Source organism: Diaphorobacter sp. MNS-0 (assembly GCF_019602835.1).
GTDB lineage: Bacteria > Pseudomonadota > Gammaproteobacteria > Burkholderiales > Burkholderiaceae_C > Diaphorobacter > Diaphorobacter nitroreducens.
Window position 1 is genome coordinate 1,163,168 of the sequence record NZ_CP080761.1, and the last position, 19,921, is coordinate 1,183,088.

Consider the following 19,921-nt stretch of genomic DNA (forward strand, 5'->3'; position numbering starts at 1 on the left):
TAGGCCTACTGCGAGCCTGGTTAAAACTTTTTACTGCAAATACTAGAGGTGCCCGATGGATTCTTCACAAACAAGAGTTGCGCACTACGACGACACCGTAGTACGCCAGTTTTCTATCATGGCTGTCGTATGGGGGGTGGTCGGCATGCTGGTAGGCGTGTTCATCGCCGCCCAGCTGACCTGGCCTGAACTCAACTTCGGCATTCCATGGCTGAGCTATGGCCGGCTGCGTCCGCTGCACACCAATGCCGTGATCTTCGCATTCGGCGGCTGCGGCCTGTTCGCCACCAGCTATTACGTGGTGCAGCGCACTTGCCAGGCGGGGCTGTTTCTGCCCAAGTTGGCGGCGTTCACCTTCTGGGGCTGGCAACTGGTCATCGTAGCGGCGGCCATCAGCCTGCCGCTGGGCTATACCTCCGGCAAGGAATATGCCGAGCTGGAATGGCCGATCGACATCCTGATCGCTGCCGTGTGGGTCTCTTATGCGGTGGTGTTCTTCGGAACCATCGGCCAGCGCAAGGTGAAGCACATTTACGTGGCCAATTGGTTCTTCGGTGCGTTCATCATCGCCGTGGCGCTGCTGCACATCGTCAACAGTGCGGCCATTCCGGCGGGCTTCATGAAGAGCTACTCCGCCTACGCAGGCGTGCAGGACGCCATGGTGCAGTGGTGGTACGGCCACAACGCCGTGGGCTTCTACCTCACGACCGGCTTCCTGGGCATGATGTATTACTTCATCCCGAAGCAGGCTGGCCGTCCGGTGTACAGCTATCGCCTCTCCATCGTCCACTTCTGGGCGCTGATCTTCACGTACATGTGGGCGGGTCCGCACCACCTGCACTACACCGCGCTGCCTGACTGGACGCAATCTGTGGGCATGGTGTTCTCGCTGATCTTGCTGGCGCCCAGCTGGGGCGGCATGATCAACGGGATCATGACGCTGTCCGGTGCCTGGCACAAGCTGCGTGACGACCCCATCCTGCGCTTTCTGATCGTGTCGCTGTCGTTCTACGGCATGTCCACGTTCGAAGGCCCGATGATGTCGATCAAGACCGTCAACGCGCTCTCGCACTACACCGACTGGACTGTGGGCCACGTGCATGCAGGCGCTTTGGGCTGGGTGGGTCTGATCACCATGGGTTCGCTGTATTACCTGGTGCCTCGCCTGTTTGGCAAGGAGAAGATGCACTCCATCAAGGCAATTGAACTGCACTTCTGGATGGCCACCATCGGCATCGTGCTGTACATCGCCGCCATGTGGATTGCTGGCGTGATGCAAGGTCTGATGTGGCGCGCCGTGAACCCCGACGGCACGCTGACCTATACCTTCGTGGAAGGCGTCAAGGCGACCTATCCGTTCTACGCGATCCGCTTCTTTGGCGGTCTGCTGTACCTCGGCGGTATGTTGGTGATGGCATGGAATGTCTGGGTGACGGCGATCTCCGGACGCTCCGTCAGGGTGGCCATTCCCGCCGTGAAACCCGCTCACGCCTGAAGTTCGGAGGGTCAACTACATGTCCAATACGCATAACAAAGCATCCACCGGCTTCACGCACGAGAAGGTCGAAACCAGCAACTTCCTGATGATCGTGTTGATCTTGCTGGTTGTGGCCGTCGGCGGCCTGGTGGAAATCGTTCCTCTGTTCTTTCAAAAATCGACGACTGAGGCCGTTCAAGGCGTGAAGCCTTACACGGCAGTGCAATTGATCGGACGCGATATCTACCTGCGCGAGGGTTGCTACAACTGCCACTCGCAGATGATCCGTCCGTTCCGCGCGGAAACCCTGCGTTATGGCCACTATTCGGTGGCTGGCGAGTTCGTCTACGACCATCCCTTTCAATGGGGTAGCAAGCGCACTGGGCCCGACCTGCATCGCGTGGGTGGAAAGTACAGCGATGAATGGCATCGCATTCACCTGAACAATCCGCGCGACGTGGTGCCCGAATCCAATATGCCCGCCTATCCCTGGCTCGAAAAGAACCAGATCGATCCTTCCGTTGTTGCTCCTCGCATGAAGGCATTGCGCACGGTCGGCGTCCCGTATACGGATGAGGAGATCGCCAGCGCCGCCGAGCAGGTCAAGGGCAAGACAGAGATGGATGCCGTGGTGGCCTATCTGCAGGTTTTGGGCCGTGCGCTCAAGTAATCGAGGAGCTGGTCATGGACATCACCACCATGCGTATCGTGGCCACGCTGGCGTCGCTGGCGTGTTTCGTGGGCATCTGGTTCTGGGCCTTCATGCGCCGCAACCGGGCCCGGTTCGAGGAGGCAGCACAGTTGCCCTTCGCCGAGGACTGAAGAAGTCTCCACAAGAAAAGAGATAACCCATGAGCGATTTCACGAGTAACTTCTGGTCCTTCTACGTGGCCGGAATCACCATCATCGGTATCGTGGCCTGCGGCTTGCTGCTGTGGATCACGTCCCGCAAGAAGGTCGAGGCTACGGCCGACAACACCACCGGTCACGTCTGGGACGAAGACCTGACGGAAATGAACAACCCCATGCCCCGTTGGTGGATGTGGCTGTTCATCATCACGCTGGTATTCGGCGCTGGCTATCTGGCTGCCTATCCAGGATTGGGGACCTTTAAGGGTAAGTTGGGCTGGACGCAGCTGGGCGAGTACCAAGCCGAAGTGGACAAGGCTAACGCAGAGTTGCAGCCTCTGTATGCGCGGTTCGAGGCCATGCAGCCCCAAGAGATGGCGGCCGACGCAGCGGCCATGGCAATTGGTGAGCGTCTGTTCATGAACAACTGCGCGCAGTGTCATGGTTCCGATGCCCGCGGCAGCAAGGGCTTCCCCAACCTGGCCGACGGTGACTGGCTGCACGGCGGTGCGCCTGATCAGATCCAGAAGACCATCCACGATGGGCGCATTGGCGTCATGCCTCCCATGGCGGCCGCCGTGGGCTCGCCGGAAGATGTGCGCAACCTCGCCCACTATGTCCTGAGCCTGTCGGGAAGCCCGCATGACTCCCTGAAGGCGTCTCTGGGCAAGTCGAAGTTCACTGCGTGCGCTGCATGCCACGGGATGGACGGCAAGGGCAATGTGGCCCTGGGTGCCCCTAATCTGACGGATGACATCTGGCTGCATGGCTGGGGCGAAGCTGCCATCACCGCTATGATCAACAATGGCAAGACCAACGAGATGCCTGCCCAAGCGGGCAAGTTGACCGATGCACAGATCAAGGTGTTGACGGCATACGTCTGGGGTTTGTCCAATAAGGCCGGCGCCCCGCGCTGATGCTCCCTGTGCGGCCGGCTCCCCGTCGAGGGGCGCCGGCCGTTTTGCGTTTTGGAAGTTGCACTTCCTTTTTGAGATTCCACCATGAAGCCAGCCGAAGGTCAGCCCCGTAAGGTGATTCCTATCACGCCAGTGGGGGCCGAAAGTTCGCAGACCGAGGTCATTTCGCTCTATGAGGCGCAAAAGAAAATTTATCCACGCTCGATAAGTGGAGTGTTCGCCCGTTGGCGTTGGGCGATGGTGTTTCTGACACAGCTGGTTTTCTATGGCCTGCCATGGCTGGAGTGGGGCCAGCGCCAAATGGTGCTCTTTGACCTCGGAGCACGCCGTTTCTATATTTTTGGTTTGGTGCTTTACCCGCAGGACTTCATTTATCTGACGGGTTTGCTGATTATTTCCGCGCTGTCGCTTTTTCTGTTTACCGCAGTGGCGGGACGCCTGTGGTGCGGCTTCTCCTGTCCCCAGACCGTATACACGGAAATGTTCATGTGGATCGAGCACAAAGTCGAAGGCGACCGCAGTGCCCGTATGCGCCTGGACAATGGTCCGTGGACATTTGAGAAGATCTGGAAAAAAACTGTCAAGCAAGCCATTTGGATTGCGGTCGCGTTCTGGACCGGCTTCACCTTTGTGGGCTATTTCGTTCCGATTCGCGAGCTGGGGGAAGAGTTGCTGGCCCTGCAAGGAGGGTGGCAGATATTCTGGGTGATCTTCTATGGGTTGGCCACGTACGGCAACGCAGGATTCCTGCGCGAGCAGGTGTGCAAATACATGTGCCCTTATGCGCGTTTCCAAAGCGCAATGTTCGACAGGGACACGCTGGTCGTCTCTTACGATCCCGAGCGCGGCGAGCCTCGCGGGCCCCGTAACAAGACCGTAGATCACAAAGCTGCGGGACTGGGTGACTGCATCGATTGCACGCTGTGTGTCCAGGTCTGCCCAACGGGTATCGATATTCGCAACGGACTGCAATACGAATGCATTGGTTGCGGTCTCTGCGTGGACGCTTGCAATACCGTGATGGATAAGATGAAGTATCCGCGCGGGCTGATTCGCTTCTCGACGCAGAACGGCGTCAAGAACCACTGGACCCAATCGCAAATGCTCAAACGCGTGCTGCGACCCCGTGTGTTGTTCTATTCAGCGGTGCTGGTGGTGTTGTGCATCGGCATGCTGGCCAGCTTGGTGGTACGCACGCCGTTGAAGGTGGACATCGTGCGCGACCGCGCTGCGCTCTCGCGCATCGTGGCGGGAGGCAAGCTGGAAAATATCTACCGGCTGCAGATCATGAACGCCACGGAGGGGGCGCAGCGCTACACCATCAGCGCCCACGGCATGGAAGGGCTGGAAGTGGCGTCCGAGACCGCAATTGACATTGGACCGGCGGAATCCCGATGGGTGGTTGTCCGTCTTCAAATTCCGTATGGCTCAGCATCTCCTGGATCGCATACGGTGTATTTCGATATTCAAGCGCAGGGTGATAAAGCCCAAGTGGCAGAGAAATCCGTGTTCCTCGTACCCCGCTGAAGGCGGTCGTGGAATACAAAGGAACAAGCTGTGCTCATAAATGAGCGAGGAGTTAATATAAATGTTGAGTAATTCCCCCATGAAACTGGACGACGCAGGAAAGCCTTGGTGGACGTTTGGCCATGTCTGGCTTGTCATCGCGGGGCCGGTGATTGTCATCATTGCGGGCTTCGTGACCCTCTGGCTGGCCGTGAGCCAACCTGACCCCGTCATCGCGGAAGACTATTACCAACGGGGATTGAACATCAACGAGACCCTGAAGGAGTCTGGGGGCGACATGACGCCTGCCATGAAGGGGCGCAACCATGCAGCTACTCCGCTGGAGGATCAACCGCGCTGACCGGCAGGGCGAGTCCTCTTTGCATGCCGGAGAACAGATGCTAGGCTGTCAACTACACCTGCTAGGAGATGGGCGAATGTGGATGCAACGATTGATGTGGATCGCGTGGCCGGCCTTTTTGATGGCGGGCGTCATGGAAATGGTGGTGTTCGCCTTCGTGGATCCAGAAGCGCTGCAGTGGTTTGATCAACCCCTGCATCTCTCGCGCGAAGGTGTGTATACCATCGCCTTTTTCACGTTCTGGTTCGTACTCATGGCTTCCAGCGCATTGACGACGCTGTTGTCACTCTCGCCCTTTGAGTTGAATCGCTGCCCCGTGCCCAAAGGGGCGCGGCCGGCTGATTGCGCCAAATACGTTTCCTGATCTTTCCGCCGATCAGTTATGAATGAGCAAAAAACCGAGGCTTAACAGGCTGCTGAAATACCCCTTTCGTCGCTCCCCGTGTGGCGCCTTTGCAGGACAATCGGGGCACCCCAGCGACCAGACAGACGAGCCAGACATGCGCGGAGCCGACACCTTCACCGAGAGCCTGTTCACCATGCGCCACCTCGATGACTTCGTGCCCGCAGATCACCCCTTGCGCGTGATCCGTGTGATGGTCAACAAGGCCCTGTCGAACATGGATGAGTTGTTTGCCCAGATGTACGCAGCCGACATCAAAGGCGGGCGTCCCAGCATTGCCCCCGAGAAGCTGCTGCGCGCCATGCTCATTCAGGTGCTCTACAGCGTGCGCTCGGAGCGCCAACTCATGGAGCAAACCCAGTACAACCTGCTGTTTCGCTGGTTCATTGGCTTGGCCATGGACGATGCCGTGTGGGTACCTACCGTCTTCAGCAAGAACCGCGAACGCCTGATCGAGCACGATGCGGTCATCGAGTTCTTCAACCAGATCGTGCAGCAAGCCCAGGAGCAGGAACTCCTCTCGGGCGAGCACTTCAGCGTGGATGGCACCCTGATCCAGGCCTGGGCGGGCCACAAGAGTTTTGTGCGCAAAGACCGCCAGGGCGACGACGATACCGACGCGGGGAACTTCAAAGACCAAAAGCGCAGCAACGACACCCACGAGTCCACAACGGACGCGGATGCAAGGCTGTACCGCAAGGGCAAGACGGCCAGTGAGTTGCGCTTCATGGGCCACACACTCACCGACAACCGCCACGGGCTGGTGGTCAGCGCCGTGGTCACACAGGCCGACGGATATGCAGAGCGCGAAGCGGCCAAGGCCATGATCAACGATGCGCGACAGGCACTGCCCGGCGATGACCCCATCACGATCACGCTGGGCGCAGACAAGGGTTACGACGCCAGGGAGTTCATCGACGCGCTGCAAGAGATGAACGTGCTGCCCCATGTGGCGCAGAACAAATCAGGGCGCCAGTCGGCAGTTCCTGACGCGATTGCAGACAGCGAAGGCTACGCCATCTCCCAGCAAAAGAGAAAGCTGATCGAACAAGGCTTTGGCTGGGCCAAGACGGTGGGGCACATGCGTCAGGTGGTGGTGCGCGGGATCAAGAAGGTTGATCAGCTGTTTGTGCTGACGATGGCGGGCTACAACCTCACGCGACTGCGCAGCCTGGGGCTAATCCGTCTGCAGGGGCAGGTGTAAAGGCAAAAGGGGCAAAAAACCGTGCTTTGCGACTGAAAGCAGGCGATTTTGAGGGGCTGATTTTCAGGATACGGAAAAATGCGGCTACAGCCGCTGAACAGGTTCGGACGCTGGGGAGTATTTCAGCAGCCTGTTAATGGCAGGCTTGCTGGCTGTTGACAATTCGCTTCAGCGCATCGGTATCGACGATGCGCACATGGCGCTGTTTTACTTCCACAATACCTTCTTCCACGAACTTCGAAAACGTGCGGCTGACGGTTTCCAGTTTCAATCCCAGGTAGCTGCCGATCTCTTCGCGTGTCATGCGCAGCACCAATTCGGATTGTGAGAAACCCCGGGCATGCAAGCGTTGTACGAGATTCAACAGGAATGCGGCAAGGCGTTCCTCGGCACGCATACTCCCCAGCAACAGCATGACCCCATGCTCGCGAACAATCTCGCGGCTCATGATCTTGTGCACATGGTGCTGTAGTGCCGTTACTTCGCGCGACAACTCTTCAATACGATCGAAAGGCATGACGCATACTTCGGCGTCTTCAAGCGCTACCGCATCGCAAGTGTGACGGTCGCTCACGATGCCATCCAGGCCGATGATCTCGCCCGCCATTTGAAAACCTGTCACTTGGTCGCGACCGTCTTCGGTGGCGACACAGGTCTTGAAGAATCCGGTGCGGATAGCAAAAAGGGATGTGAAGGGTTCACCGTTCCGGAAAAGCGTGCCGCCACGCTTGATCTTGCGTCGTACAGCAACAATGTCATCGATGCGCTTGAGTTGCTGGTCGTCCAGACCCACGGGCATGCACAGCTCACGCAGATTGCAGTTTGAGCAGGCAACTTTGATGGTCTGGAGATTCGTATGCATGGGAACCCTGTTCATGGCTTGAGCTTACCTCTGAACGGCTGGGAGACATGGAATGCCGTAGGCCGTTGGACGACTTTGAGCCGAAGTCAAATTGTCGCCACAAGGACCTTATGGGCGCTTGATCAACGTCAAGGACTCATGGGGGACTCTACGGCACAGTGATATGAAAGTGCAAGGAATCCCGTCATGACCGTTGTTACAACAGAGCTCCTGCGTCGCTTTGACGTCCCAGGGCCGCGCTACACCTCTTATCCGACTGCTGATCGTTTTGTCGAGGCTTTTGGCGAGCGGGAATACATCCTTGCGCTGCAGCAGCGTCGCGTGGGGTCGGTAGCCAAGGCGATGCCTTTGTCGCTTTATGTCCACATCCCGTTTTGTGAATCGCTGTGCTATTACTGCGCGTGTAACAAAATCATTACCCGGCATCCAGAGCGGGCAGAGGTCTACTTGCGTTACCTCAGCCGTGAAATCGACCTGCATACGGCGCACTGCGGTGTGGGTCAGCATGTGAGCCAGCTGCATTTCGGCGGCGGCACGCCTACTTTTCTGACGGATGACGGTTTGCGCGAACTGATGGGCATGCTGAGGCGCAGTTTCGTCCTTGTTCCTGGGGGGGAGTACTCCATAGAAGTGGACCCCCGGACCGTGGATGAAGCGCGGCTGGGATTGTTGGCGGAGCTGGGTTTCAATCGCCTGAGCTTTGGCGTGCAGGATTTCGACCCTGAAGTACAAAAGGCCGTGCACCGCATTCAGCCTGCCGAAAAGGTGTTCGCGTTGGTCGATGCGGCTCGGAAGCTCGGGTTTGAATCGGTGAACGTGGATTTGATCTACGGGCTGCCGCGCCAGACACCGGAGTCGTTTGATCGCACCTTGGAGCAGGTAGCCGAGTTGCGGCCAGACCGGATCGCGCTGTATGCGTACGCTCACTTGCCAGAACGCTTCAAGTCGCAGCGACGCATCATCACGGCCGAGTTGCCCATGGCTTCGGCCAAGGTGTCCATGTTGGCCCGGTCACTTGATGTGTTCCAGGAAGCCGGCTACGTCTACGTGGGCATGGACCATTTCGCTCTGCCAGACGATGCGCTGGCGGTGGCCAAGCGGCAAGGCAGGCTGCACCGCAATTTCCAAGGCTATAGCACGCAGCCCGATTGCGACCTGATTGGTCTGGGCGTTTCTGCCATCGGGCGCGTGGGCGCTACTTACAGCCAAAATGTGAAAACGCTGGACGAGTATTACGACTGCATTAACCAGGGGCATTTGCCTGTGGTGCGCGGGCTGGCGTTGACCAAGGACGACTTGGTGCGTCGCGCAGTCATCATGGCGTTGATGTGCCAAGGTGAATTACTGTTTGAGCCGTTGGAACAGTCCTGGCTGATTGATTTCCGCAGTTATTTCGATGCGGAATTACAGCAACTGCAAGAAATGGCGGCTCAGGGCTTGGTGAAAATCAGTGATGAGGGCGTTGAAGTCACGCCCATGGGATGGTATTTCGTGCGCGGCGTGGCCATGGTGTTCGACAAGTATCTGCAGGCTGACCGTAACCGCGCTCGCTTTTCCCGGATTATTTGATCCATGCTGTGGGCGCTGGCCACGACGGCCTTCCTGATGGGGCTGATGGGAGGGGCTCACTGTTTGGCGATGTGTTCTGTTCCCTGCGCGGCGCTTACGGGGCTGGGTGGCACGCCGGACGCCACCCACGCCATTCAATGGGCGTCCCGCCGCGGAATCCTCCAACGGGTAGCGCAGTTTCACGCGGGGCGCCTGATTGGCTACGGCGCCGCAGGGGCGGTGGTTGCGCTGGCTATGGAGCAACTCGCATGGCTGGGGCAAAGCACCTCGGCATTGCGCCCCCTTTGGACGCTGATGCACGTGCTCATCCTCGCGTGGGGAGGGATGATGATGGTGCAAGCGCAGCAGCCCTTGTGGGTTGAGCGGGCGGGGCGTGCTGTCTGGGCGAAGGTCAAGCCCTTGGTCTCTCGGCCTGGCGGGCTCCTGACCGCGGGTGTGGCCTGGGCGCTCCTGCCATGCGGCCTGCTGTATACCGCACTGTTGACCGCCGCTCTCAGCGGAAGCGTGCTCCGCGGAGCCTTGTGCATGGTCCTGTTTGGCGTGGGAAGCGGTGTATGGCTGGTGCTGGGGCCGTGGACATTTGGCCGCATTCGCGCTTGGATCGGCGTGAAGGGTGGGGCGTGGGGGTCTCGGCTGGCAGGTGGTGTGCTTTTTTCCCTGGGTGCATGGGCGCTATGGATGGAGGTTGTCCATGGGCAGCCGGCGCCGTGGTGCGTGCCCTGAAAACAGCGTTTTGTGGAACCACAGCGGCTCTGCGAAGCATGCCGTGGCAAGCGAATGGTGCAAACTGAGACGCTCAGGCGTGACGTATCGCTGTCAGATCTCTACCAGCGGAAGTGACGAGTCTGTTCTCATCGACGTGGAGAAATCCAGCTACCCATCGCTGCCTTACTGGATGCGCCACCGTACGTCTGGGGCGCGCGCTGCGTATCAGTGAGGTTGCCGAAGGAATGGGAACGCCCGAACCACGCCAGGATATTTGGCATCGGTGCGACGACTACCAAGGTCTGCTCTGTGCCTTGCAGATGGGTGGGTTGCGCGCGCTGGCCGCGGAGCGCCGGATTTTCTGAGCAGGTATTGAGGTCGCTGGCACTCACCCGGAGCGAGGGCGCAAGCGATTACCGGAGAAAAGGTGTCTGCGAATGCCACCGGACCGGCATCCTGAACCGGGGGTTCAGGTGGGCGAGGGCAGCCAGGCGTTGGGTTCATCTGACGCGAGATGATCACGCTCACCGGGCGATGTACCAAGCCCGTGCTCAATGAGCATTGGTTCAAGGAAATATAAAGCCCGGCAGCACCGCAGACATGTTCATTGTAGTGGGCCGCCCGTGTGCAGCCAGGGGGCAGGCTTTCGCCGTAGTGGTTATAGGAGGCGCCCATCCTCGCCCAGCGCCTCGTCCAGGCGCAGGAGCAACTGCTGCACGCGCTCATCGCTGTCGTGCACGTGCGGCGCGACCGGGGTGGGGGCGATGCGCGCAGGGGCTGAGGCGGCTGCCAAATCGGCGGCTTCGCGGTCGGCGATCTCGAAAGCCAGATTGAGGGCCGCCAGCACGGCGATGCGCTCGCGCGCGCGTACCTTGCCCGCGTCACGGATGCGCGTCATGGCGGTATCCACGCGCTCGACCGCCTCCAGCAGGCGCGACTCCTGGCCGTCCGGGCAGGCCAGGAGATAGCTTTGCTGGAGGATCTGTACCTCGATCTGCTTCATGGCGCGTCTTTCGTCTCGGCAGTGCCGGGGAGTTCGGGCTCGGCAGGCAGGCGGTCCAGCAATGCGTTCACGCGGGCACGGGCCGCCTGCAGGCGGGATTGGAGGGAATCGCGCTCCTGGGTGAGCGCCGCGACCTGTTGCGCCAACAGGGCATTGGTGCGCTGCAACTCGGCATGGCGCAGCAGCAGCCGCTCAACGCGCTCGGCGATCTGGTCGATGGAAGAGGGGGAGGCCATACGCTGCCGATTGTAGGGATCGGCGTGCGAACCATCGTAAAATTGCGCAGTTGGTGCTAGCGGCGTGGTTCACATGCCGCAGTTCAACGGGAAGCAGGGAGGGGCCCTCCGCCATGGAGTGCGTCCTGTGCCTGCGCTGCCCCCGCAACGGTCAGCGGATGAGCCGTACCTCGGCTCCCTCTTCATTGACAAGCCACTGAGCGCCTTGAACAAGCGTTTGGGAAGGCGATGCAGAGCGTTCCGCCAGCCCGGATACCGGCCAACGAGGTGGCTCCGCGTTTCCTTTTGTGAAACCTGGGCCGTTATGCCCAGGTGCCGACGGGGAGGTCGGCCGTGGCGATCTCTCTGTTTGCCCCACATGACAAACACCCGTCCGTTCAATGTGCGCTTGAGTGCGCTTTCCGTGCACGCGCGCGTCGCCGTGCTGCCGCTGGCGCTGGCCGCCGCTTTCCCCGCCGTGTCCCAGACCCTGCTGGCCCAGGCAGCCACAGAACCCCAACTGCGTGAAACCGTCATCACGGCAACCCGCGTGGCCCGGCCGCTGGCCGACATCGTGTCCGATGTGTCCGTCATCGACCGTGAAACTATCGAGGCCAGCGGCGCGGTAGGCGTCATTGACGTGATCTCGCGCCTGCCAGGCGTGCAGATCACGCGCAATGGCGGCCAGGGCAGCAATGGCAGCGTCTACCTGCGCGGCGCGGAGTCGCGCTTTACCGCCGTGTACCTGGACGGCGTGCGCCTGGACTCGCAATCCACCGGCGGCGTGGTGTGGGAGCAAATCCCGTTGTCGCAGATCGACCGCATCGAGGTCGTGCGCGGGCCAGCGGCTGCTGTGTACGGCTCGGATGCCATGGGAGGCGTGATCCAGCTCTTCACCAAAAGGGGTGAGGGTGCGCCGGCGCCCTACGTGGGCGTGGGCCTGGGCAACCAGGGCACGCGGACGGTGCAGGCCGGCGTGAGTGGCGGCACCGAGCAGGTGGACTATGCGCTGGGGCTGTCGCATGAGCGCGCCGATGGCTTCAGTGCCCGCGTAGGCTCCGCCTACAACCCGGACGAAGACGGCTACCGCCGCACCTCTGCCAATGCCCGACTGGGCGTGCAGTTCGACACGACCCATCGCCTGGAGGGCACGCTGCTGGCCAGCAACCTCAACTCGCAGTACGACGGCAGCAAAACGGCCGACGACCGCAATCACCACCAATTGCGCACGGCCAGCCTGGCATGGCTGGCCAAGTGGAGCGACGTGTACAGCACGCGCTTGCAGGTCACGCAGGGGCAGAGTGAATACAGCACCCGGCCCAACTTCTACATGACCGAGACCACGCTGCACAATTACCTGCTGCAAAACGAGTGGCGCCTGGGCGCGCATCTGTTCACAGCCGCGCTGGAGCGCCGCGAGGACGAACTGCACAACCCCGCCACCGAGTTCGTGGGCGACCTCCAGCGTGACCGCTCACAGAACGCGCTCGCGCTGGGCTATGGCCTGAACCAGGGCGCCCATACGCTGCAGGCCAACCTGCGCTATGACGACGACAGCGAGTTCGGCGGCAAAAGCACGGGCAGCCTGTCCTATGGCTACGCCATTACGCCGCAGTGGCGCGTCACGGCAGCGGCCGGCACGTCCTTCCGTGCACCCACGCTCTACCACCGCTTCAGCGAATACGGCGCGCCCGACCTGCAGCCCGAGAAGGGGCGCAACGTGGAGCTGGGCGCGCGGTGGACGCAAGGAGAGAGCAGCGTGGGTGTCGTGGCGTACCGCAACCGCGTCAGCAACCTCATCAATTTCGGCGCCGCGGGCCGCTGTGATTCCAGCTTCGGCTGCTACGAGAACGTGGGCCGCGCCGAGTACAAGGGCGTGACGCTGTCGGCCGCGCACCGCATCGCGGGCGTGTCGGTGCATGGCTCCATCGACTGGCAGAACCCGCGTGACCTGGACAGCGGCAAACTGCTGGCGCGCCGTGCCAAGCGCTACGCCACGCTGGGTGCCGACACCCTGGTGGCAGGCTGGACGCTGGGGGCAGAGCTCTACGCATCCGCGCGCCGGTACGACAACGCGGCCAACACCAACGTACTGGGCGGCTACACCACGCTCAACCTCTACACCAGCAAGCGCGTGGCGCGCAACGTGACGCTGCTGGCCCGCGTCGACAACCTGGCCGACAAGGACTACCAGTTGGCGCGCACCTACGCCACCGGCGGCCGCACGTTCTACGTGGGCCTGAAGTGGGCGCCGCAGTAACGCTATCACCGACTGCCACACCATGAGCCGCTGTCCCGCCCTGGTCATCGCCGCGCCCGCCTCTGGGCAGGGCAAGACCACCGTCACCGCTGCTTTGGCGCGCCTGCACACACGCCAAGGCCGGCGCGTGCGGGTGTTCAAGTGTGGGCCCGACTTCCTGGACCCGCACTGGCACCAATTGGCCAGCGGCGCCCCCGTGCACCAGCTCGATCTGTGGATGACCGGTGCGGCAGATTGCGCGCAGCGCCTGCGCGCCGCGGCGGCCGAAGCAGACCTGCTGCTCATCGAAGGGGTGATGGGATTGTTCGACGGCGAGCACAGCGTGGGCGACCTGGCGCAGCGCTTCGGCATACCGGTGCTTGCGGTGGTGGATGCCTCTGCCATGGGGGGCACGCTGGGCGCCATCGTGCATGGGCTGCGGCACTACCGTGCGGGCTTGCCATGGGCCGGTGTCTTGGCCAACCGCGTGGCGGGCGACCGCCATGCGCAGATGCTGCGGGACGGCTTGGCCGACGCTGCGGACTGGCTGGGTGCGCTGCCACGGGTCGTGGGTGACGCTGCGGGCGGCAGGGAGCCTGGTGGCCTTCTGCCCGAGCGGCACCTGGGACTGGTGGCAGCGCACGAACTGCCCGATGCCCTGCAGCGGCTGGACGCCGTGGCCGATGCGCTGACCGGCACGCCCCTGGGCCGCATGTCCGCCGCGGACCTGCAGCGCTGGGCGGTGGACTTCGGCGGCACGCCCGAGGGCCGTGCCGCCATCACGCCGCTGCTGGCCGGCCGCACCGTGGCCGTGGCGGCGGATGAGGCTTTCTGCTTCATCTACGAAGCCAATATCGACACCCTGCAGCAGCTGGGCGCGCGCGTGGTGCGCTTTTCGCCGCTGCGCGACGCTGCGCTGCCGGCCTGCGACGCGCTGTGGCTGCCCGGCGGCTACCCCGAGCTGCACGCCGATGCGCTGGCCGCCAATACGGCCATGCGCGACAGCCTGCAGGCGCACGTGGCGGCGGGTCGGCCCGTGTGGGCGGAGTGCGGCGGCATGATGGCGCTGCTGGAGTCCATCACCCTGGCCGACGGGCGCCGCGTGCCCCTGTGGGGGCTGCTGCCGGGTCATGCCACCATGCAGCGGCGCCTGGCCGCGCTGGGGCCGCGCGCGCTGCGCATGGGCACGCATGAGTTGCGCGGCCACACCTTTCACTACTCGGTCACCGACAGCCCGGCCGCCGTGTGCGCACGCGCCCAGCGTCCGGACCATGCAGGGGCACCGGACGACGGTGAAGCCGTGTACCGCCACGGCAGCATCCGCGCGAGCTACTTTCACGCATGGTTTGCATCCAGCCCGCAGGCGACCGCAGCCTTGCTGGGCGCGGAGGCGGGGCCATGAACGCGGCGCCGCAGACCATCGCCCGCAGTGAACTCATCCTGGGTGGACAAAAGAGCGGCAAGTCGCGCCGCGCCGAACTGCTGGCGCGCCAGTGGCTGCAGGCCGCGCCGGCACACCGCGCGTTGCTGCTGGCCACCGGCCAGCCGTGGGACGACGAGATGCGTGCGCGCATTGCCCGCCACCAGCGCGAGCGTGCCGAGCGTGTGCCCGGCCTGCAGACCGTGGAAGAGCCGCGCGATCTGGCCCACGCCCTGGCGTGCCACAGCACCCCACAGACCCTGATCGTCGTGGACTGCCTCACCCTGTGGCTCACCAACTGGCTCATGCCGGCCGACCCCCAAGATGTAGAGCAAAAACAGCCTCTAGCGCCCGATTGGCAAGCGCAGGCAGCTCACTTTTTTGAAGCGTTGACGCACGCGCCCGGCCCCGTGGTGCTGGTGGGCAACGAGATCGGCCTGGGCGTGATCCCCCTGGGGCGCGAAGTGCGCGCCTTCGTGGACGCGCTGGGCGCCCTGAACCAGCGCGCGGCGGCAGCCTGCCAGCGCGTCACGCTGATGGCGGCGGGCCTGCCGCTTGCCCTGAAGGACACACCATGATGCCTCTTCGCTGGCGCCGCCAGCTTGCTGCCGCCGGCTGGCTGCTGGGCCTGCTGCTGGCCTTGCCCAGCGTCCACGCAGTAACCATCACCGACGACCGGGGCCGCGCGCTGCGATTCGACCAGCCGCCCTAGCGCATCGTGAGCCTGCTGCCGTCGCTGACCGAGAGCGTGTGCGAGCTGCAGCGCTGTGAGCGCCTGGTGGGGGTGGACCGCTACTCCAACTGGCCCGCGTCCGTGCGGCGCCTGCCCCAGGTGGGCGGCGGGCTGGACCCGAACATCGAGGCCATCGTCGCGCTGCGCCCGGACGTGGTACTGCTGTCCGTCAGCAGCCGCGTCAGCGAGCGGCTGGAGGCGCTGGGCGTGAAGGTGCTGGCGCTGGACCACAAGACCCATGCGGACGTGCGCCGCGTGCTGGGGGTGCTGGGTGAACTGCTGGCCGTTCCGCCGGAGCACGGCGCGGAGCGCGTGTGGCGCGTGATCGATGCCGCCGTGCAGGCCGCCGCGCAGTCGCTGCCGCAGCGCGCGCGCGGGGCGCGGGTGTTCTTCGAGGTCAGCCGCGGCCCCTATGCGGCGGGGGCCAGTTCGTTCATCGGCGAGACGCTGGTGCGCCTGGGCGCGCGCAACGTGGTCCCGCCCGAGCTGGGGCCCTTTCCGCGCCTCAATCCCGAGTTCGTCCTGCGCGCACAGCCCGACGTACTGATGGTGGCCAACCGCAGCATGCAGCCCATGACCCAATACCCGGGGTGGAACCACCTGGCCGCGGTCAAGGCGGGCCGCGTGTGCGACTTCGGCCCCGAACTGTCAGACGTGGTGGTGCGCCCCGGCCCGCGCATGGCCGAGGCCGCGCGCATCATGGCCCGCTGCCTGGCGGAGAAGTACGAATGAGCGCGCGCCTTCCGCAGCCCTCTACCATGGTGGCGACCACCGCCATGCCAGCCACCTATGCCACCTCCTTGCACCCCGACGCCAGCGGCCGCCGCGCGCGCTGGCTGGGCCTGTGGCTGCTGGCCGCCAGCGTGGCCCTGCTGCTGCTCGGCGCCAGCGTCGGCAGCACGGGCTTTGGCAGCTTGCTGAACCTGCGCGGCGACCCGCTGGCGCAGCAGATCGTGTGGGACATCCGCCTGCCGCGCACACTGGGCGCATGGCTGGCCGGAGCGCTGCTGGGGCTGGCGGGCGCCATTGCCCAGGGGCTCTTTCGCAACCCGCTGGCCGACCCGTACCTGCTGGGCAGCGCGTCGGGCGCGGCGCTGGGCGGCGCCGTGGCCATGGCCGTTCTGGGTGTGTCGCCCAGCACGGCGAGCTGGCTGGCGCGACTGGGCGTGACGGGCTTGGCCTTCGCGGGTGCTGCGGGCGCCGTGCTGCTGACGCTGGTGTTGGCGCGTGGTGTGCAGCACACGCTGCGCCTGCTGCTGGCAGGCGTGATCGTGGGCGTGGTGCTGGGCGCTGCGCGCGACCTGATCCAGGTGGCGCAGCCCGCCATTCTGGAGCCGATGCAGGTCTTCACCATGGGCAGTTCGGCCTTCGTGGGCTGGCAGGCCTGCGCCATCATGGCTGGCGGCTGGCTGCTGTGCGCCGCCACGGCCTGGGCGTTGTCGCGCCTGCTGGACGGGCTGATGCTGGGCGAAGCCACGGCCGCCAGCCTGGGCCTGCCCATCGTGCCCATGCGCGCGGGGCTGGTGCTGGCGCTGGCCCTGGCCACCGGCACGGCCGTGGCGCACACCGGGCTGATTGCCTTCGTCGGGCTGGCGGCGCCGCACCTCGTGCGATCGATTGCGCGCGTCACCCACCAGTGGCATGTGTGGCTGTCCAGCCTGATGGGCGCGGTACTGCTGCTGGCCGCCGACATCCTGGCGCGTTGGGTGGTGGCGCCGCAGGAACTGCCCGTGGGCGTGCTCACCGCCGCGCTGGGCGGCAGCTACCTGCTGTGGCTCATGCACCGCCGGGTGCTGGGAAGCTCGCTATGAAGAACATAGCTGTTAGCGCACGCCAGATAAGCGCCAGCATCGCAAATGCCTCCATATTGCGCGGCGTTGACCTGGACCTGCCCGCTGGCCGCTGGACCAGCGTGGTCGGCCCCAATGGTGCGGGCAAGTCCACGCTGCTCAAGGTGCTGGCAGGCCTGCTGCGCCATGCGCGTGTGCAAGGACGGGTGCAGTTGCTGGGCCGCGCGCTGGCCGACATTCCCCCGCGCGAGCGCGCCCGCCAACTGGCCTGGCTGGGCCAGAACGAGTCCGCCGCCGAAGACCTGCCCGCCTACGACGTGGCCATGCTCGGCCGCCTGCCGCACCGTGCCTGGATGGCGCCGGCCAGCGATGCCGACCATGCCGCCGTGCAGCAGGCGCTGCACACTACCCAGGCGGGGGACTGGCGCGACCGTCCGCTGTCGGAACTGTCGGGAGGCGAGCGCCAGCGCGTGCTGCTGGCGCGCGCGCTGGCCGTGCAGGCGCCGGTGCTGCTCATGGACGAACCCCTGGCCAACCTGGACCCGCCGCACCAGACCGATTGGCTGCACACCGTGCGCGACCTGGTGGGGCAGGGCGGTACCGTGGTCAGCGTGCTGCACGAGGTATCCATCGCGCTGCAGGCCGACGACATGCTCATCATGGCCGCCGGCGGCGTGGTGCACCACGGGCCATGCCAGAGCACGACCACGCACGCCGCGCTGGAGCAGGTGTTCGAGCGGCGCATCCAGGTGCGCGAGATCGACGGCCTGTGGATGGCGCTGCCCCGCATGGAGCGGTGAACGCGCTGCTCCCCTTTCCCTTGAACCCCTTGCGGCCGGCGGCCGGCCGCAGAGGGCGTGGAGTGTGAACGCATGAATTTGGACGCCGGTTTTGCCCAGATCGCGCAGGTGCTGCTGTGGCCCGTGCCCGTGCGGGTGGCACTGGCCTTTCTCCGTGCCCTGTGGATGCGCGGCGCCATGCGCATGCAAGCCTGGCAGCGCTGGCGCCTGCCGCATCACCGTTCGCTGCGCGTGGCGCCGGGGCTGCCGATGGAGGAGCTGGCGCTGCAGTTGGTGCGCCACATGCGGCCTTCCAGGCGCGGCGTGCTCCATCGTTTCCCGTGACGGCTTGTTTTCCCCAGACTTCTTCTTGAGGCACTGCATGCAGATTGAAACTCCCCCCACCGAGAAACGCTACGACAAGGCCGAAGGCGAGCGCCGGGGCCTGGTCATCGTCAACACCGGCGACGGTAAGGGCAAGAGCACGGCGGCCTTCGGCCTGGCGCTGCGCGCGCATGGCCGGGGCAAAGCCGTGAAGGTCTTCCAGTTCATGAAGGTGCCCGGCGCCCGCTTTGGCGAGCACCGCATGTTCGAGCAGATCGGCCTGCCCATCGAAGGCCTGGGGGACGGCTTCAGCTGGAAGAGCAAGGACTTGGACCACTCCGCCCAACTGGCGCGCGACGGCTGGGCCAAGGCCCGTGCGGCCATCCTGTCGGGCGAGAACTTCCTCGTTGTGCTCGACGAAATCACCTATCCCCTGATCTATGGCTGGCTGCCACTGCAAGAGGTGCTGGACACCCTGGCGGCGCGGCCCAAGGACGTGCACGTGTGCCTGACGGGCCGCCGCTGCCCCGAGGAAATCATCGCCATCGCCGACACGGTGACGGAGATGAAGCTCATCAAGCATGCGTTCCAGGCGGGCATTCCCGCGCAGCGCGGCATCGAGGACTGAGGGGGCGCCGCGCCATGCTGTATGCGCAGACCATGCCTACCCCGCTGGGCGAGATGCTGGCCGTGGCTTCAGACCGGGGGCTGTGTCTGCTGGAGTTCGTGGGGCAGCCGGGTGTGGAGCGTGAGTTGGCCCAGGTGCAGGCTGCTCGCGGTAAGGCCCTACAGGAGAAGGGCAATGCGGTCACCGTGCTGCTGGCCAGTGAGTTGGCGGAATACTTCGGGCGCCGCCGCCGCGTGTTCGGTGTGCCGCTGGACCTGGTGGGCACGCCATTCCAGATCGCCGCGTGGCAGGCGCTGCTGGCCATCCCTTACGGCGAGACGCGCAGCTATGCACAGCAGGCGCGGACCATCGGCCAGCCCACGGCCACGCGCGCCGTCGCTGGGGCCAACGGGCAGAACAAGGTCTCCATCGTCGTGCCCTGCCACCGGGTGATCGGCAGCAACGGCAGCTTGACCGGCTTTGGCGGCGGCCTGCCGCGCAAGCGTGCGCTGCTGGCGTTGGAAGATACTTCCGCGCAGCGCGATTGGCTGAACGAGACGCCATAACGGCCCCCACGCCCACACCGCCGCCGAACGCGCGGCCTTTTATCGCGCCGTTGGCGCGCACCGCCAGCGCCGTCCAGAACCTCTGTCTGCAGCGCGAGCGCGGCCGCGTGCCGCTGGCACCGGTTGGTCCATGACGGCGAATGGGGGGTGCCCGGCGACCGGTGGCGTTGATGGAGCAGTGAGCGCCGCGGAATGCGCTCGCCGCGTGGCACCACAGGTGTCGATGGTAGAAAGGCGCCGCAACGCTTCCTGTCGAGCGGCGGTACTTCCATGAGGTGCCAGGACGTTCGGGCATTGCGTACAAGACGCTGCACTGGAACGGTACTCCGCAACAGGCCTGTAACCGGGCTGGCGTACGTTGCCGGTGGGCGGGGTTTCTATCTACCTTTGGG

At 64.0% G+C, this 19,921-nt stretch carries 21 protein-coding genes, 1 pseudogene and 1 riboswitch; of the genes and pseudogenes, 19 read left to right on the forward strand and 3 right to left on the reverse strand.

The window, feature by feature from the left end; all coding sequences use genetic code 11:
- The first annotated feature begins 55 nt into the window (after positions 1-55).
- From ccoN to K2L43_RS05590, 8 genes are all read left to right on the forward strand, one after another.
- Entirely contained in the window at positions 56-1,495 is a 1,440-nt protein-coding gene (gene ccoN, locus K2L43_RS05555; protein ID WP_196995105.1) for a cytochrome-c oxidase, cbb3-type subunit I, read from the forward strand.
- Positions 1,496-1,514: 19 nt separating this feature from the next.
- Positions 1,515-2,147 (forward strand): cytochrome-c oxidase, cbb3-type subunit II, encoded by a 633-nt coding sequence (gene ccoO / locus K2L43_RS05560; RefSeq protein ID WP_011804520.1) that lies wholly within the window; start codon positions 1,515-1,517, stop codon positions 2,145-2,147.
- A gap of 14 nt (positions 2,148-2,161) precedes the next feature.
- Complete coding sequence (locus K2L43_RS05565; protein ID WP_011804521.1) at positions 2,162-2,299, forward strand: cbb3-type cytochrome c oxidase subunit 3; 138 nt, start codon at positions 2,162-2,164, stop codon at positions 2,297-2,299.
- A gap of 29 nt (positions 2,300-2,328) precedes the next feature.
- Positions 2,329-3,243 carry a cytochrome-c oxidase, cbb3-type subunit III gene (gene ccoP / locus K2L43_RS05570; protein ID WP_011804522.1) on the forward strand — a complete coding sequence of 305 codons (915 nt, stop codon included), beginning with the start codon at positions 2,329-2,331 and terminating at the stop codon, positions 3,241-3,243.
- 84 nt (positions 3,244-3,327) lie between these two features.
- On the forward strand, positions 3,328-4,770 hold the full coding sequence (gene ccoG / locus K2L43_RS05575) for a cytochrome c oxidase accessory protein CcoG (RefSeq protein WP_220638665.1): 1,443 nt from the start codon (positions 3,328-3,330) through the stop codon (positions 4,768-4,770).
- A 61-nt stretch (positions 4,771-4,831) separates the two neighbouring features.
- Positions 4,832-5,110, forward strand: coding sequence for a FixH family protein (locus tag K2L43_RS05580; RefSeq protein WP_220638666.1), 279 nt, complete (start codon positions 4,832-4,834; stop codon positions 5,108-5,110).
- A 76-nt stretch (positions 5,111-5,186) separates the two neighbouring features.
- Positions 5,187-5,474 carry a hypothetical protein gene (locus tag K2L43_RS05585; protein WP_015912721.1) on the forward strand — a complete coding sequence of 96 codons (288 nt, stop codon included), beginning with the start codon at positions 5,187-5,189 and terminating at the stop codon, positions 5,472-5,474.
- A 136-nt stretch (positions 5,475-5,610) separates the two neighbouring features.
- On the forward strand, positions 5,611-6,717 hold the full coding sequence (locus K2L43_RS05590) for an IS5 family transposase (protein ID WP_135148687.1): 1,107 nt from the start codon (positions 5,611-5,613) through the stop codon (positions 6,715-6,717).
- A gap of 133 nt (positions 6,718-6,850) precedes the next feature.
- Here the strand turns inward: K2L43_RS05590 and fnr are convergent, their stop codons facing one another.
- Positions 6,851-7,594, reverse strand: a complete 744-nt coding sequence (fnr, locus tag K2L43_RS05595; RefSeq protein WP_011804526.1) for a fumarate/nitrate reduction transcriptional regulator Fnr — start codon at positions 7,592-7,594, stop codon at positions 6,851-6,853.
- A 171-nt stretch (positions 7,595-7,765) separates the two neighbouring features.
- On the opposite strand from fnr, the gene hemN reads away from it, so the two are divergent.
- On the forward strand, positions 7,766-9,148 hold the full coding sequence (hemN, locus tag K2L43_RS05600) for an oxygen-independent coproporphyrinogen III oxidase (RefSeq protein WP_011804527.1): 1,383 nt from the start codon (positions 7,766-7,768) through the stop codon (positions 9,146-9,148).
- A 3-nt stretch (positions 9,149-9,151) separates the two neighbouring features.
- Complete coding sequence (locus K2L43_RS05605) at positions 9,152-9,871, forward strand: sulfite exporter TauE/SafE family protein (protein ID WP_220638667.1); 720 nt, start codon at positions 9,152-9,154, stop codon at positions 9,869-9,871.
- 640 nt (positions 9,872-10,511) lie between these two features.
- Here K2L43_RS05605 and K2L43_RS05610 read toward each other — a convergent pair.
- On the reverse strand, positions 10,512-10,856 hold the full coding sequence (locus K2L43_RS05610) for a cell division protein ZapA (RefSeq protein WP_011804529.1): 345 nt from the start codon (positions 10,854-10,856) through the stop codon (positions 10,512-10,514).
- Positions 10,853-11,092, reverse strand: coding sequence for a hypothetical protein (locus tag K2L43_RS05615; RefSeq protein WP_015912724.1), 240 nt, complete (start codon positions 11,090-11,092; stop codon positions 10,853-10,855). Before K2L43_RS05615 ends, K2L43_RS05610 begins: the two co-directional genes overlap by 4 nt.
- A 34-nt stretch (positions 11,093-11,126) precedes the next feature.
- Positions 11,127-11,371: riboswitch (cobalamin riboswitch) on the forward strand.
- Between the two features lie 79 nt (positions 11,372-11,450).
- Here K2L43_RS05615 and K2L43_RS05620 point away from each other — a divergent pair.
- The 9 genes and pseudogenes from K2L43_RS05620 (at position 11,451) to K2L43_RS05660 (ending at position 19,529) form a co-directional block, all read left to right on the forward strand.
- Complete coding sequence (locus K2L43_RS05620; protein ID WP_220638668.1) at positions 11,451-13,331, forward strand: TonB-dependent receptor domain-containing protein; 1,881 nt, start codon at positions 11,451-11,453, stop codon at positions 13,329-13,331.
- A 22-nt stretch (positions 13,332-13,353) separates the two neighbouring features.
- The gene (locus K2L43_RS05625) at positions 13,354-14,712 is read left to right on the forward strand and encodes a cobyrinate a,c-diamide synthase (RefSeq protein ID WP_220638669.1); all 1,359 of its coding nucleotides are present in this window, start codon (positions 13,354-13,356) and stop codon (positions 14,710-14,712) included.
- Positions 14,709-15,308 (forward strand): bifunctional adenosylcobinamide kinase/adenosylcobinamide-phosphate guanylyltransferase, encoded by a 600-nt coding sequence (locus tag K2L43_RS05630; RefSeq protein WP_172206545.1) that lies wholly within the window; start codon positions 14,709-14,711, stop codon positions 15,306-15,308. The genes K2L43_RS05625 and K2L43_RS05630 overlap by 4 nt, the downstream gene beginning before the upstream one ends.
- A pseudogene (locus tag K2L43_RS05635) lies at positions 15,305-16,195 on the forward strand (ABC transporter substrate-binding protein). The gene K2L43_RS05630 and the pseudogene K2L43_RS05635 overlap by 4 nt, the downstream one beginning before the upstream one ends.
- A 44-nt stretch (positions 16,196-16,239) precedes the next feature.
- On the forward strand, positions 16,240-17,274 hold the full coding sequence (locus K2L43_RS05640) for an iron ABC transporter permease (protein ID WP_187148609.1): 1,035 nt from the start codon (positions 16,240-16,242) through the stop codon (positions 17,272-17,274).
- Positions 17,271-18,053, forward strand: coding sequence for an ABC transporter ATP-binding protein (locus K2L43_RS05645; protein ID WP_220638670.1), 783 nt, complete (start codon positions 17,271-17,273; stop codon positions 18,051-18,053). Before K2L43_RS05640 ends, K2L43_RS05645 begins: the two co-directional genes overlap by 4 nt.
- A gap of 72 nt (positions 18,054-18,125) precedes the next feature.
- Positions 18,126-18,377 (forward strand): hypothetical protein, encoded by a 252-nt coding sequence (locus K2L43_RS05650; RefSeq protein WP_157497435.1) that lies wholly within the window; start codon positions 18,126-18,128, stop codon positions 18,375-18,377.
- Positions 18,378-18,414: 37 nt separating this feature from the next.
- A complete protein-coding gene (gene cobO / locus K2L43_RS05655) occupies positions 18,415-18,984 on the forward strand; it encodes a cob(I)yrinic acid a,c-diamide adenosyltransferase (RefSeq protein WP_220638671.1) in 570 nt (189 codons plus the stop codon).
- 32 nt (positions 18,985-19,016) lie between these two features.
- A complete protein-coding gene (locus tag K2L43_RS05660) occupies positions 19,017-19,529 on the forward strand; it encodes a methylated-DNA--[protein]-cysteine S-methyltransferase (RefSeq protein WP_255580538.1) in 513 nt (170 codons plus the stop codon).
- The last annotated feature ends 392 nt before the right edge of the window (positions 19,530-19,921 follow it).

Excerpts from the sequence above, each read along its gene's own strand:
- K2L43_RS05630 (WP_172206545.1), top strand. The coding sequence starts at position 14,709 with ATGAACGCGGCGCCGCAGACCATCGCCCGCAGTGAACTCATCCTGGGT.
- K2L43_RS05615 (WP_015912724.1), bottom strand. The coding sequence starts at position 11,092 with ATGGCCTCCCCCTCTTCCATCGACCAGATCGCCGAGCGCGTTGAGCGG.
- ccoN (WP_196995105.1), top strand. The coding sequence starts at position 56 with ATGGATTCTTCACAAACAAGAGTTGCGCACTACGACGACACCGTAGTA.
- K2L43_RS05645 (WP_220638670.1), top strand. The coding sequence starts at position 17,271 with ATGAAGAACATAGCTGTTAGCGCACGCCAGATAAGCGCCAGCATCGCA.
- K2L43_RS05620 (WP_220638668.1), top strand. The coding sequence starts at position 11,451 with ATGACAAACACCCGTCCGTTCAATGTGCGCTTGAGTGCGCTTTCCGTG.
- K2L43_RS05580 (WP_220638666.1), top strand. The coding sequence starts at position 4,832 with ATGTTGAGTAATTCCCCCATGAAACTGGACGACGCAGGAAAGCCTTGG.
- K2L43_RS05585 (WP_015912721.1), top strand. The coding sequence starts at position 5,187 with ATGTGGATGCAACGATTGATGTGGATCGCGTGGCCGGCCTTTTTGATG.
- K2L43_RS05565 (WP_011804521.1), top strand. The coding sequence starts at position 2,162 with ATGGACATCACCACCATGCGTATCGTGGCCACGCTGGCGTCGCTGGCG.
- cobO (WP_220638671.1), top strand. The coding sequence starts at position 18,415 with ATGCAGATTGAAACTCCCCCCACCGAGAAACGCTACGACAAGGCCGAA.
- K2L43_RS05640 (WP_187148609.1), top strand. The coding sequence starts at position 16,240 with ATGCCAGCCACCTATGCCACCTCCTTGCACCCCGACGCCAGCGGCCGC.
- K2L43_RS05660 (WP_255580538.1), top strand. The coding sequence starts at position 19,017 with ATGCCTACCCCGCTGGGCGAGATGCTGGCCGTGGCTTCAGACCGGGGG.
- ccoO (WP_011804520.1), top strand. The coding sequence starts at position 1,515 with ATGTCCAATACGCATAACAAAGCATCCACCGGCTTCACGCACGAGAAG.
- fnr (WP_011804526.1), bottom strand. The coding sequence starts at position 7,594 with ATGAACAGGGTTCCCATGCATACGAATCTCCAGACCATCAAAGTTGCC.
- hemN (WP_011804527.1), top strand. The coding sequence starts at position 7,766 with ATGACCGTTGTTACAACAGAGCTCCTGCGTCGCTTTGACGTCCCAGGG.
- K2L43_RS05590 (WP_135148687.1), top strand. The coding sequence starts at position 5,611 with ATGCGCGGAGCCGACACCTTCACCGAGAGCCTGTTCACCATGCGCCAC.
- ccoG (WP_220638665.1), top strand. The coding sequence starts at position 3,328 with ATGAAGCCAGCCGAAGGTCAGCCCCGTAAGGTGATTCCTATCACGCCA.
- K2L43_RS05625 (WP_220638669.1), top strand. The coding sequence starts at position 13,354 with ATGAGCCGCTGTCCCGCCCTGGTCATCGCCGCGCCCGCCTCTGGGCAG.
- K2L43_RS05610 (WP_011804529.1), bottom strand. The coding sequence starts at position 10,856 with ATGAAGCAGATCGAGGTACAGATCCTCCAGCAAAGCTATCTCCTGGCC.
- K2L43_RS05605 (WP_220638667.1), top strand. The coding sequence starts at position 9,152 with ATGCTGTGGGCGCTGGCCACGACGGCCTTCCTGATGGGGCTGATGGGA.
- ccoP (WP_011804522.1), top strand. The coding sequence starts at position 2,329 with ATGAGCGATTTCACGAGTAACTTCTGGTCCTTCTACGTGGCCGGAATC.
- K2L43_RS05650 (WP_157497435.1), top strand. The coding sequence starts at position 18,126 with ATGAATTTGGACGCCGGTTTTGCCCAGATCGCGCAGGTGCTGCTGTGG.